Source organism: Micrococcus sp. LASM2_SD2 (assembly GCF_057364565.1).
On record NZ_JBNFOB010000038.1, the window covers coordinates 1 to 12,702 of the forward strand.

Annotated in this window: 10 protein-coding genes and 2 pseudogenes; 6 read left to right on the forward strand and 6 right to left on the reverse strand. The window is 70.3% G+C overall.

What is annotated here, in order from left to right; genetic code table 11:
* Positions 1 to 140: 140 nt before the first annotated feature.
* Positions 141 to 967 (forward strand): annotated as a pseudogene (locus tag AC2W7A_RS03740) (transposase family protein).
* Between the two features lie 331 nt (positions 968 to 1,298).
* On the opposite strand, the gene AC2W7A_RS03745 reads toward AC2W7A_RS03740, so the two are convergent.
* From AC2W7A_RS03745 to AC2W7A_RS03760, 4 genes are all read right to left on the reverse strand, one after another.
* On the reverse strand, positions 1,299 to 1,922 hold the full coding sequence (locus AC2W7A_RS03745; protein WP_485990182.1) for a CueP family metal-binding protein: 624 nt from the start codon (positions 1,920 to 1,922) through the stop codon (positions 1,299 to 1,301).
* 181 nt (positions 1,923 to 2,103) lie between these two features.
* Positions 2,104 to 2,439: a metal-sensitive transcriptional regulator gene (locus tag AC2W7A_RS03750; protein WP_485990183.1), complete on the reverse strand. Its 336-nt coding sequence runs from the start codon at positions 2,437 to 2,439 to the stop codon at positions 2,104 to 2,106.
* An 11-nt stretch (positions 2,440 to 2,450) separates the two neighbouring features.
* On the reverse strand, positions 2,451 to 4,586 hold the full coding sequence (locus tag AC2W7A_RS03755; protein ID WP_485990184.1) for a heavy metal translocating P-type ATPase: 2,136 nt from the start codon (positions 4,584 to 4,586) through the stop codon (positions 2,451 to 2,453).
* Positions 4,587 to 4,675: 89 nt separating this feature from the next.
* Positions 4,676 to 5,263 (reverse strand): YdhK family protein, encoded by a 588-nt coding sequence (locus AC2W7A_RS03760; protein ID WP_485990185.1) that lies wholly within the window; start codon positions 5,261 to 5,263, stop codon positions 4,676 to 4,678.
* Positions 5,264 to 5,764: 501 nt separating this feature from the next.
* On the opposite strand from AC2W7A_RS03760, the gene dxs reads away from it, so the two are divergent.
* The 4 genes and pseudogenes from dxs to AC2W7A_RS03780 all read left to right on the forward strand — a co-directional run bounded on the left by dxs (position 5,765) and on the right by AC2W7A_RS03780 (position 9,777).
* Positions 5,765 to 7,867 (forward strand): 1-deoxy-D-xylulose-5-phosphate synthase, encoded by a 2,103-nt coding sequence (gene dxs / locus AC2W7A_RS03765; RefSeq protein WP_485990186.1) that lies wholly within the window; start codon positions 5,765 to 5,767, stop codon positions 7,865 to 7,867.
* Positions 7,864 to 8,403 carry a hypothetical protein gene (locus tag AC2W7A_RS03770; RefSeq protein ID WP_485990187.1) on the forward strand — a complete coding sequence of 180 codons (540 nt, stop codon included), beginning with the start codon at positions 7,864 to 7,866 and terminating at the stop codon, positions 8,401 to 8,403. Before dxs ends, AC2W7A_RS03770 begins: the two co-directional genes overlap by 4 nt.
* 5 nt (positions 8,404 to 8,408) lie before the next feature.
* A pseudogene (locus tag AC2W7A_RS03775) lies at positions 8,409 to 9,382 on the forward strand (aldo/keto reductase).
* 14 nt (positions 9,383 to 9,396) lie between these two features.
* Positions 9,397 to 9,777, forward strand: coding sequence for a PLDc N-terminal domain-containing protein (locus AC2W7A_RS03780; RefSeq protein WP_485990188.1), 381 nt, complete (start codon positions 9,397 to 9,399; stop codon positions 9,775 to 9,777).
* A 248-nt stretch (positions 9,778 to 10,025) separates the two neighbouring features.
* Here AC2W7A_RS03780 and AC2W7A_RS03785 read toward each other — a convergent pair whose 3' ends face one another.
* A complete protein-coding gene (locus AC2W7A_RS03785) occupies positions 10,026 to 10,520 on the reverse strand; it encodes a QcrA and Rieske domain-containing protein (RefSeq protein ID WP_485990189.1) in 495 nt (164 codons plus the stop codon).
* A 58-nt stretch (positions 10,521 to 10,578) separates the two neighbouring features.
* Between AC2W7A_RS03785 and AC2W7A_RS03790 the strand changes: the two genes are divergently transcribed.
* Complete coding sequence (locus AC2W7A_RS03790; RefSeq protein WP_485990190.1) at positions 10,579 to 11,253, forward strand: hypothetical protein; 675 nt, start codon at positions 10,579 to 10,581, stop codon at positions 11,251 to 11,253.
* Positions 11,254 to 11,339: 86 nt separating this feature from the next.
* Here AC2W7A_RS03790 and AC2W7A_RS03795 read toward each other — a convergent pair.
* Positions 11,340 to 12,702 (reverse strand): 3-hydroxyacyl-CoA dehydrogenase family protein (locus AC2W7A_RS03795; protein WP_485990191.1); only part of this gene is annotated, 1,363 nt, incomplete at its 5' end.

Consider the following 12,702-nt stretch of genomic DNA (forward strand, 5'->3'; position numbering starts at 1 on the left):
CGCCGCCCCTCCTGCACGGAGGGCGGCGGGCCGCCGTCGTCGTGGGCGCTGGGGCCGACTCCGGTGCACGACCGCTCTTCATCCCCCAGTGCAGGGAGCGGCTAACCCTTGGGCCAGACGGGCCTCGGGCGTGTCTGACAATGAAGCCGGGGGCGCCCAGCACCCTCGACGACACGTCCCGGTTCCAGATGCTCTCCCACGCCCCCACAGGCCGGCAGGGCCGGCTGTTCGCCGATGCCCGCATGATGCCATCATCCACCGGTACAGGTGCCTCGATCCCCTGACGGGACCTGCCCGAGGTCTACGGCCCTGGCAGAGAAGTGTGGACCTGGCACCGGCGTATGACCGACCAGGGCACCTGGAAGACGATGCTGGCAACACCGACCCCCTGCAGCGAAGGCCGGAGGCCTGATCGATGAGTCGGCCTCGGTGGACTCCACGATCGCCCACGCACATCAGCACGCCACGAACACCACCCGGCTCACAAGGGGATGGATCGAAGGACAGGAATCCGCGTGAAGGACCCCGCCGACCACGCCATTGGGCGCTCACGGGGCGGGCTGAGCACGAGACTGGCCCATGCTGCTGGCTCTGCCGGGTCCGTTGCGCGTGGCCCGGCCGGCAGGGCCGGCCCCGGACCTGCCCCGAGGCGGTGCTGGGCGACAAGGCGTACTCATCGCGGGCGATCGGCACCCATCCGCGCGCTCGTGGCCTCAAGGCCGTCATCTCCGAGCCGGCTGACCAGCAGGGCCACCGCAGACGCCGCGGCTCAGCCGGCGGCCCACCCGTGGGCCTGGACTCGGCGGCTTACAAGGGCCAGAACGTGATCGAGGGCCAGTACGCGCTCCTGAAGCAGTGGCCGGGCCTGGCGAGCAGGTACGACAAGGACACGATCGTCTACCGGGCTGCCGTGGTCCTGAATGCTGTGCTCGCGTGGTCGAAGGCATTCTCAGACACGCCCTCGTAGCGTGTTCGAACTGATCAACGATCCAGGTCAAGTGCTCGAGAGGCTCGGCGAGGCTCAGCACCGGCAGGAATGACCGTGAGGACCTGGACAGAGAGGATCCCCCAAAGTGCACATCGTGAAGAGGCGTGAGTGATGTAGTGCTCTTCAGCTGGCACTGGTTGATACTGGTCGACGAGGCTTCAGACCGGTCTGGTGATGCCCTCCGATGACTCCTGAAGCCAGCTCTCGGGCGAATCCTCACATCGGGACGCCGAGACCCTTGGGGAGTCCAAGGATGGGACGTCTCGACGCCTGATCTGTCGGGGCTGCAGAGGAGCAAGAGGCCTGGGCCTCAAGCCAGCTGAAGACCGGTCAAGCAGGTGGGGTCGTCGGGGCGGGTCGAGATGGCCTTTTCCGCGGTGCGGCCTTCAGCTGAGACCGTGAGAGTGGCGTCAATTCCACGCGGCAGCCAGACCCCGACGAATCCGTTGTCGTGAGTCGTCAGCGTTTCATCGAGGATGGTCTCCCCGGACGTCGCCTCGACCACGGTGACGTGGACGTCCGTATTGGCGAGTTCGCCGTTGCACGTAGTGAGGCTGTGGAAGTAGCATTCGTGAGTCTGGCTGCGATACGGGGCGATAGAGACGTAGAATTCGTCTTCTGGCATCGGCAGGGTGGTCTGATTGTTCTGATCGTCGGTCAGTACAAGCTGGTCCGGTTCAATCGAAGCGATGAATTCAGACGAGCGATCTGTCATCTTCGTTGAGTCGAGGCGTTCGATGATCTCGCGAGCATTCAATCCGTCTAGATTGTGCTCGACCACCAGTGAGTGATCGGATCCTGGATCAGCGGACGGTTCCGCATCAGCACAGCCGCTGAGCAGGAGGACGGCGCCCGTTGCCAGACTGGTGAAGGCCGCGCAGATTCTCAGGCGGGTCCTGGAGGACTGGATCGGAGCAACAATGGCAAGTGGCATGCTCAACTCTCTTCTCAGGTGAACGTGTTCATGTCGTCAGGTTGGACCGAAGGCATCCGAGTTCGCCGGTGTCACGGGCTCGACGACGTGCGACGCACGCCCGCCCGGAGACATCGAGAGCCTTGTCCTGATCTGGGGCCAACCGGTCCGAGGCACCCTGTGTTGACGACATCGGAGGGTGTCAGGAGCGCACGAAACGATTGATGGCGTCGCTGGCCTCCTGGATCGTGGCGATGGCCGCGTCTTCATCGCCTTTCCTGACGGCGTCGGGCACGCACTGCTTGGGGTGGTCATCGAGCAGACCGGCCGCCACTTCTTGCAGGGCGCGGGTGAGGGCCGAGACCTGGGCGAGGATGTCGATGCAGTACTTTTCGTCGTCGATCATCGTCGTGATGCCGCGGGCTTGGCCTTCGATACGCTTCATGCGGTTGCGGTAGCGGTCCTTGTCACCGATGTAGCCGTGCCGATGGGCTCCGGTGTCGGTGCCGGTCTCATCGGCTGCAGTGTCAGTGGTCACGGGTGTGTCCTTCACTTCTGGTGCTCCAGGACGGAGCGGGTGCTGGCAGCTGGGGCGAGGTCGATGCGACGCGGCAGCTGGGCGTTGAGCGCGACGACGACGGTGGAGATCGACATCAGGATCGCGCCTACTGACATCGGCATGACGAAGCCGACGGGTGCGAGCACGCCAGCCGCGAGCGGCACGGAGAGCACGTTGTACCCTGCAGCCCACCACAGGTTCTGCTTCATTTTGCGGTATGCGGCGCGGGAGAGCTGGATCACCGAGAGCACGCTGCGCGGGTCGGAGCTGGCGAGGATGACACCTGCAGAGGCGATGGCGACGTCGGTGCCGGCCCCGATGGCGATGCCGACGTCGGCCTGGGCCAGGGCAGGGGCGTCGTTGACGCCGTCGCCGACCATGGCGACCTCCTTGCCCTCCTTCTGCAGCTGGTCGACCTTGGCGGATTTGTCCTCGGGGCGGACGCCGGCGAAGACCCGGTCGATGCCGAGCTCTCTTCCCACCTCGTTCGCCACGGCTTCCGCGTCGCCGGTGATCATGACGACCTCGACGCCGAGCTGATGGAGCGCATCGACGGCATCGCGGGACTCTGGGCGAATCTCGTCGGCGAGCTTGAGACCGCCGATGACCTTGCCGTCGCGGAGGACGTGCAGGATGATCGCACCCTCTGCCCGCCATTCGTCGGCGACACCGATCTCGTCCTGCCCGGTCTCCTCGAGCAGACGGGGTCCGCCGACGCGGATCTCGTGATCGGCCACCGTCGCGGTGACGCCGACCGCCGGGGAGGAGGTGAACCCGCTGGCCGGTTCGACGGCGAGGCCCTTCTCCTTGGCGGCGGTGACGATGGACCGGGCGAGGGGGTGCTCACTGTCGGCCTCGGCGGAGGCGGCCAGGGCGAGGACCTGTTCGGCATTCACGCCGCCGGTCGGCTCCACGCCGATGACGGTGGGCTCGCCCTTGGTCAAGGTGCCGGTCTTGTCGAAGAGCACCGCGTCGACCTGGCGCATGGACTCCAGGGCGAGGCGGTCCTTGATCAGGACCCCGCCGCGGGCGGCGCGCGCGGTGGCGATGGACACGACCAGAGGGATCGCCAGACCCAGCGCATGGGGGCAGGCGATGACGAGGACCGTGATGGTGCGAACGACCGCGTCGTCGGGGAGCCCGAAGAGCGTCCAGACGACGGCGGTGATCAGCGCAGCTCCGAGGGCGAACCAGAACAGCAGGGCGGCAGCCCGGTCGGCGATGCGCTGGGCGCGGGAGGATGAGCCCTGCGCCTCGGCGACGAGCCTGTTGATGCCCGCCAGAGCCGTGTCGTCGCCGGTGGCGGTGATCTCTACGCGCAGGCCGGAGTCGGTGGCCACGGTGCCGGCGGTGACGTTCTCGCCCTCCCCGCGGGTGACGGGGCGTGATTCTCCGGTGATCATGGACTCGTCCATGTCGGCGCGGCCGTCGACGATGGTGCCGTCGGCGGGGACGCTGCCGCCGGGCCGGACGATGACGACGTCGCCGACGCGCAGCTCTGCCGGGTCGACCTTGACGACGTCGTCTCCCTCTATCCGCTCAGCCTCGTCAGGGAGCAGCGCGGCGAGGGAGTCCAACGCCGAGGTGGTCTGGGCCAGTGAGCGCATCTCGATCCAGTGGCCCAGCAGCATGATGACGATCAGCAGCGCCAACTCCCACCAGAACTCGAGCTCGGGGTGGACGAGACCGACAGTGGCGGCCCAGGAGGCGAGGAACGCGACGGTGATGCCGAGCGCGATGAGCAGCATCATCCCCGGCTGGCGGCTTTTCAGCTCGCTGACAGCACCGGTGAGGAACGGTGTGCCGCCCCAGGCGTACATGACGGAGCCGAGGACTGCGGCGACCCAGCCCGCCCAGCTGGGGACCGAGTAGCCCAGGAGCATGGCGAACATGGGGGAGAACGCGACCACCGGGATGGCGATGATCAGGTTGATCCAGAACAGCCGCCGGAACTGGCCGACGTGGTCGCCGTGGCCCGCGTGACCACCGCCGTGATGACCGTGCCCGGCGTGGTCACCGTGTTCCATGGTGTGGTCTTCGTTCTCGGCGCGCGAGTCATCACGGTGGCCGGACTCGGTGGTCGCGACGCCGTCGTGGTCATGGTGATGCGTGGTCGGGTCCGTCATGCTCTTCGCTTCCCCTCGTCATTCCCCGATCTTTCCTTCGATCGGGTCGTATGTCGCCGCGGACCTTCAGCGCGCCCGCGGCGATCGGCTCAGGAGGCCGGCTTGAGCTCGCTCTCGACGACCCACTTGTGGTTGGTCATCGTCATGCCGTCGGACTCGTAATCGACCATGTAGACGGTCTCCTCGGTGGAGGAGGCGATGGTCGCCTTCGCGCCCTTCATGCCTTCCATGTGTTCGGCCTCGAGAGTGACCTCGGTGCCGTCGGCCAGACGTTCCTCTCCGGCGTCCTTGATCTCCTGCTGGACGACCCACTTGTGATCCTTGACCGGCTCCCCGCCTGTGGACGGCGTGAAGTTCACCGCATAGGTGTACGTGTCGTACGCGCCGGCGATCGTCGCGTTCGCACCGTCCATGCCCTCCATGTGGTCGGCGGTGAGCGTGACCTCGGTGCCGACCGGGTATGTGGGCGACGCAGCCGTCTCGATGCCCTCTGGGGCGGGGCCGCCGTCCATCGGATGCTCCATCCCGCCGCTGTCAGAGCTGCTGCCGTGGCCCTCGTGGTGGCCGGTCGTCGAGGGGGTTGCTTGGTCCTGGTCACCGCCGGTGCTGCAGCCGGTGAGGACGAGCGCTCCTCCGAGCACTCCTGCGGCGACGGTGGTGATGAGGCGCTGACGCATGAAGTCTCCTGTTCCTTCTGGTCCAGTCAACGCTATACCCCTCCGGGGTATCAAGCGAATGACGATCGGCAGGCGTGGAATCGCCCGGCTGAGATCCAATCGACCCGGGGTGGTAGCCCTGAGGCTGCGATGGAGAACATCGGCTCGGCGGCTCTGGTCGCAGATGGAGTCGAGGCCCGAACGGACGGGTTCACCTCACTCGCCGTCGTGACGGGATCGGCTGCGTCGTCTCGTGGACATTGCCCTGGTGGGAAGACGACCCCCGTACCACCGATCACCGAGGAGAAATCGGTCTTGTACGGTTGCATCGTCGGGCGTCCGATCGGGACAGAGATCCTGAGAGCCGGCGGAAGTTCTGCGACTATCGCCAGGCAGAGCGAAGCACGTCTCAGTAGGCGCTCCGTCAGATCGCCGCGAAGGCCTGATCCACGGGACCCGCCCGCGCGGGTCACCGCCGGCGTCCCGCCCGGGGGTGGACCCGCGGAGTACGCTGGTCGGACCATGGAACATCTGCCCCCCACGAGCCCCGGCGCCCCGCTGCTGCCGCAGATCGCCCGCCCGGCGGACCTGTCGGCCCTCACGGAGGACCAGTTGACCGCGCTGGCGGCGGAGATCCGCGCCTACCTGATCGCCCACGTCTCCAAGACGGGCGGCCACCTCGGACCGAACCTCGGCGTCGTCGAGCTGACGATGGCGATCCACCGGGTGTTCGAGTCGCCGAAGGACGCGGTCGTGTTCGACACTGGCCATCAGTCCTACGTGCACAAGCTGCTCACCGGCCGGCAGGACTTCTCCCGGCTGCGCCAGGAGGGCGGGCTCTCCGGCTACGGGGACCGCACCGAGTCGGCGCACGACGTGGTCGAGTCCTCGCATGCCTCGTCCTCGCTGTCCTGGGCGGACGGCATTTCCCGCGCCTGGCGGCTGACCGGGCAGGGGGACCGCACGGTGGTGGCCGTGATCGGAGACGGCGCCCTGACCGGCGGCATGGCCTGGGAGGCGGTGAACAACATCGCCGCGGACCGGGACCGGCGCGTGGTGATCGTGGTCAACGACAACGGCCGCTCCTACGCCCCGACGGTCGGCGGCATCGCCAACCACCTCACCGGGCTGCGCCGCAGCGTGCTGGACAAGGTCCGCACGCACCGCCGCTACGAGGAGGCCCTGGACACCATGAAGGGCCGCCTGAAGTCCGCCGGCGCCCCGGGCGACGTGGTCTACCGCGGCCTGCACGCGGCCAAGAAGGGCCTGAAGGACCTCTGGGCCCCGCAGGGCCTGTTCGAGGACCTGGGCGTGAAGTACATCGGCCCGGTGGACGGGCATGACCTGCGCGCCATGGAGGAGGCCCTCCGGGACGCCGACGCCTACGGCGGTCCCGTGCTGGTGCACGCCATGACGGAGAAGGGCCACGGCTTCGCCCCGGCGCTGGCGCACCTGGACGACCAGTTCCACGCCGTCGGCCAGATCGATCCGGTCACCGGGGAGTCCCTCGGCGCCTCCGGTGCCCCCTCCTGGACGTCCGTGTTCGGCGAGGAGATGGTGTCCCTGGCCGAGGAGCGCGAGGACATCGTGGCGATCACCGCGGCCATGCAGAACCCGGTGGGTCTGGGACCGATGGCCGCCCGCTTCCCGGAGCGCGTGTTCGACGTCGGCATCGCCGAGCAGCACGCCACGGCCTCCGCCGCCGGCATGGCGTTCGGCGGCCTGCACCCGGTGGTCGCTATCTACGCCACTTTCCTGAACCGTGCCTACGACCAGATGCTCATGGACGTCGGCCTGCACCGCGCCGGCGTGACCTTCGTGCTGGACCGGGCGGGCGTCACCGGCCCGGACGGGCCGAGCCACCACGGCATGTGGGACATGGCGCTGCTGCAGTCCGTGCCGGGCCTGCGCATGGCCGCCCCACGTGACGCCGAGCGCCTGCGTGAGGAGCTGCGCGAGGCCGTGACCGTGGAGGACGCGCCCACCGTGGTGCGCTTCGCCAAGGGCTCGGTCGGCGAGCCCGTCGACGCCGTGGAGCGCCTGGCGGACGGCACGGACGTGCTGGCCCGTCTGGGCGAGGCCTCGGATGTGCCCGGGGCCGAGCGGGACGTGCTGATCGTGGCCGTGGGCTCCTTCGCCGAGCTCGGCCTGGACGTGGCGCGCCGGCTGTCCCAGCAGGGCATCTCCGCGACCGTGGTGGACCCGCGCTGGGTGCTGCCGGTGGCCGACTCCGTGGTGAGGCTCGCCGCCGCGCACCGGATCGTGGTCTGCCTGGAGGACGGGGTGAAGGCCGGCGGCGTGGGCTCGCGCATCCGGCAGGTCATGCGCGCCGCCGGCGTGGACACCGCGCTGAACGAGGTTGGCCTGCCGGTCGAGTTCCTCGCCCAGGGCACCCGCGCCGAGGTGCTCGCCCGTGTGGGGCTCACCGCCCAGCAGATCACCCGGGACACCGTGGCCCAGGTCCTGGGCTCCAAGGTCCCCTATGCCCGCTCCGCGGACGCCCAGACCGGCTCCCTGCCGCAGCTGGGCCACCACGACGACGGCGCGGCCGGCTCCGGCGCGCCGCTCGCCTCCGACCGGTCCTCCTCCGAGGCCGCCGACTCCGCCCGGAGGAGGAACGCATGAGCATCGTCCGCCGCTACCGCGACACGACCGCCGACGACGGCACCCGCCTGTTCGAGTACCGCGAGGCATGGTGTGCCCCGGGCTCGGGCGAGGTCGTGGTCCACCACGGCAAGGTCGGCCAGCCGGGCACGGTGTCCGAGGAGACGGTCGCGGACGACGCGGCCGGCGCGGAGCTCTTGGAGGCCTTCGCCGCCCAGTGCGCCGAGGACGGGTTCGCCGAGCTCGAGGACGCCGCCCTCACCGACCTGGTGGTCGCCTACCGCCTGCGCGGCCGCACGGCCACGGACATCGAGCGCCGCCACGGCGAGACCCTGGCCGGGGAGATCACCCACCAGCTTGCCTGGCGCGGGCTCGGCGAGGTCGTGGACACCGTTCAGGCCGAGGGCTTCCTGGAGCTGCGGGTGCGCACCCCGCACGCCGGCCGCGCCACGAAGGAGATCCCGGTCGCCGCCAAGCGGGCCCACGGGATCCAGCCGAACAAGATCGAGGTCCGCACGGACCGCACGGCGTCCGCCGACGCCGGGAAGGACGCGTGAACACCATGAAGACCCGCCGCGTGGGCCGCTCCGGCCTGACCGTCTCCGTGATCGGCCTGGGGTGCAACAACCTCGGCCGCGCCGGCACCGCCACCGAGTCCCAGGCCGGCACCGACGCCGTGGTGAAGGCGGCCCTGGAGCACGGCATCACCTTCTTCGACGTCGCGGACATCTACGGGGCCACCCCCGGCCTGTCCGAGGAGCGCCTCGGCAAGGCGCTCGGCGCCGACCGGGACCGGATCGTGCTGGGCACCAAGTTCGGCATGGACATGGACGGGGCCAACGGCCCGGACTTCGGCGCCCGCGGCTCCCGCGCGTACATCGTGCGCGCCGTGGAGGCCTCCCTGCGGCGCCTGGGCACCGACTGGATCGACCTCTACCAGTTCCACACCCCGGACCCGCAGACCCCGATCGACGAGACACTCGCCGCCCTGGACGACCTCGTGCGCGCCGGCAAGGTGAGGTACATCGGCCACTCCAACCGCTGCGGCTGGCAGATCGCGCAGGCCGAGTACGTGGCCCGCGAGCTGGGCACCGAGCGGTTCGTCTCCGCCCAGAACCACTACAACCTTCTGGACCGCCGGGCCGAGCAGGAGGTCGTCCCGGCCGCCGAGGAGTTCGGCCTGGGCGTGTTCCCGTACTTCCCGCTGGCCAACGGCCTGCTCACCGGCAAGTACTCGGACGGGAAGGCGCCGGAGGGATCGCGCCTGTCCCACGTGCGCCGGAACCTCGTGGAGGACGCGGACCGCGAGCAGCTCACCGCTTTCGGGGACTTCGCCGGGGCCGGGACCTGACCGAGGTCCAGGTGGCCCTCGGCTGGCTGGCCGCGCAGGGGCCGGTGGCGTCCGTGATCGCCGGCGCCACCCGCCCGGAGCAGATCGAGCAGAACGTGCGTGCCGCCGACTGGGAGCCCACCGAGGAGGACCTGGCCGAGCTGGACGGGATCTTCCCGCAGGTCCCCAAGGTCGCCCTCTTCTGAGCGTCGAGGTGCCCGTGCCCTTCTCCCTCCTCGGAGCCGTCGCGGCCCAGGGTGGGGCGGCGTCCGCCGAGACGCTGCCCGTGCTCTCGGTGCTGCCCTCCGAACAGCTGTGGTGGTGGACCACGTCGATCGTGATCGGTCTGCTCTACGTGGTAGGTCTGGTGACGCTGTCCCGCTCGTCGCTGGACGAGCGGCGCCGTGTGCCGTGGGTGCTGGCCATCGTGTGCCTGCCCGGCCTCGGCAGCCTGGTGTGGCTGTGGTGGCGCTACCGGTACTACCCGGCCCGCCGGGCCGAGCAGCCCGGCTGGGACCCGAACTCCACCAGCGCACCGACCCTGCCGCCCGCCCGCTCGCCGAGGGTCGCCGCTCCGCGCCGCTACGGCGCCGAGGACTGACCCCGGCCGCTGTTGCTCGGGACGACGTCGAGTCCCCGGACGCTGTCGCTCAGGAAACCGTCGAGTCCGCAGCTGCTTCGGTTCGGGAAGTCGTCGAGTCCCGGTTGCTTTCGCCCGGTCGGACGCCAGGCTCCGCCGCGGGACGGCCGAGGCGGACGATGACTCCAGACAAGGCCCAGACAGACCGACGGCCGCGCACCCTGCCAGAGTGCGCGGCCGTCGTCGTGGTGGCGGTGGGCCGGTGTCCGTCAGAGCTTGACCTGGACCTGCTCGCCCTGCACGCGCGCCTCGAAGTCCGTCAGGGGCTTCTTGGCCGGGCCGCCGTAGGGCCGGCCCGTCACCGGGTCGAAGTGCGAACCGTGGCAGGGGCAGCCGAAGGTGGTCTCGCCGTCCCGCTCGGTGATTTCCACGGCACAGCCCTGGTGGGTGCACACGTTGGAGTAGGCGGTGACCTCGGCCTCGCCCTGGCGGTGCAGCAGCAGGATGCGTCCGTCCACCTCCACCTGCCGGGACTCGCCGACGGGCAGGTCCGCGGCGGACAGCACCTCGGTGAAGTCGCCGCCGGTGTGGTGCTTCTGCGCGGCGTTCTCCTCCTTCAGCTGCGCGGTGCAGCCGGACAGGGCCAGTGCGCCGGCACCGGCGGCAGCGGCCATGGAGCCGCGCAGCACGGTGCGGCGGTTCGAGCAGCCGCACCCGGCGGCCTCGGCGAGCGGATCGGTGGGGGTGGTGTCCTGGTCAGTCATGCGCTCCATTGTCCCAGGTCCCCGGCCCGCTCCCGGCGACTCTGACAGGATGGGACATGTGAGTTCCCCGAAGACCCCCGGCACCCCCGGCACGTATCCGCTCGATCCGCTCGACCACTGGGAGGCGTTCCTGCTCGGCGGCGAGCACGTCGGCTTCCTGCATCGCCACCTGGCGGACGGGACGCTGACCACCCGCACGGCCTTCCAGCCCAGCCCGGAGCAGCGTCGGCAGAACCCGATGTTCCCCGAGCGCTTCATGGCCCAGTGCCAGATCCGCTTCGCGGCCGACGGCTCCACCTGGACCGAGCTGACCTACGAGGACTCCGCCTCGGCCCAGCGTGTGCGCATCGAGCGTGAGCGCGCCGGCGTGGACGCGGACGTGGTCCCCTCCTACGCGGACGCGCTGCTCGCCCGGGCGGTGGCGGCGGCGGAGGAGCCGCTGACCTTCCGGCGGCTCGAGGAGGGGTCCCCGCTGCAGGGGCCGGTCCGCGTCATTGATGCCACGCTGGCGCCCACCGCCGTGGAGTCCGCCCCCGGCGGGGACGGCGCCGAGGCGCGTCGCATCGAGCTGCGCTCGGAGGGCCAGGTGCTCGGCATCCACTGGGTGCGCGAGGACGCGCTCACCGGCTCCGACTGGGGCGCCGGCTCGGTGTCCGTGCCCGTCGGCTCGGCGGAGGCGGCCCTGCACGGGCTCCACGAGGACCTCGCGACCTTCGCCCGCATGCCTCGCTGAGGCACACCGCTCACACCGGACGCGCCGAGGCCCGCGACCACTCCTGACGTGGAGCGGACCGCGGGCCTCGTCTGTGCCTGCGCAGGTCAGGCGGCGTGGAACCTCTTCCCGTTGACCCGCTCGGCGGCGCCCACGGCGTCCAGATACGGGGTGATGCCGCCCAGGTGCAGCGGCCAGCCAGCGCCGAGGATCATGCACAGGTCCACGTCCTCGGGGGCGGCCACCACGCCCTCGTCCAGCAGCAGTCCGATCTCCTCGGCCAGGGCGTCCTGGACGCGGGTCAGCAGCTGCTCTCGGGTCTGCGGCTCGTCGCCCTGCGTCAGCAGCGCGGCGGTGGCCTCGGGGACCACTTCGCCCTCGGCGCCCCCGGCCTCGGCCGGGTCCTTCACGTCCTTGGCCCAGAGCGCGGTCTTGCCGCCGTCGATGAGCGCCTGCACGTTCGCCGACACCGGGAACCGCTCCTGCCCGAACGCCGCAGCGAGGGACTCGGAGACGTGCTGCGCCACGGGCAGGCCCACCATCGCGGCGAGGGTGAACGGGGTCATCGGCATGGCCATCGGGTCCAGTGCGTGGTCCGCGGTGTGGGCGTCCGTGCCGGCGTCGAAGGAGGCCTGCACCTCGCCCATGAGGCGGAGCAGGACGCGGTTGACCACGAACGCGGCGGCGTCGTGGACCAGCACGCCGGTCTTGCGCAGGCGGCGGGACAGCTCGAACGCGGTGGCCACCACGGCGTCCGTGGTCTGCTCCACGCGCACGATCTCCACCAGCGGCATCTGCGCCACCGGGTTGAAGAAGTGGAAGCCCACCAGGCGCTCGGGGTGCTCCAGCACCTCGGCCATGCCGGCCACGGACAGCGACGAGGTGTTGGTCATCAGGATCGCGTCCTCGCGGACGATGCCCTCGAGCTCGCGGAACACGGTCCGCTTGACCTCGAGCTCCTCGAACACGGCCTCGATCACCACGTCCGCGTCCGCGTAGACGGACTTGTCCGTGGAGCCGGTGATCAGCCCGGTGAGGGCCTCGCCCTGCTCGGCGTTCAGGCGGCCGCGCTCGACCTGCTTGGCCACCTGCTTCTGCACGAAGCCCAGGCCGCGGGCCACGCGCTCGTCGTCCATGTCCGTCATGACCACGGGCACCTGCAGGTGCTGGGCGAACAGCAGGGCCAGCTGGCCGGCCATCAGCCCGGCGCCGACCACCCCGACCTTGCGGATCGGCAGGGCCTGGTCCGCACCGGGGTCGCCCGCCGGCTTCTTCGCGCGGCCCTGGACCAGGCCCAGGAAGGCGTAGACGGTGTGCCGGAACTCGTCCGAGGCGATCAGCTCGGACAGTGCGTCCGCCTCGGCCTGCGCGGACTCCACGCGGGGTGCGGGCCCCCGCGAAGAGCTGCTCGAGGTGACGGCGGGCCGGCAGGTGGGGCGCCGGGGGGCGGGGCGGCCTGGAGCTTCGCGA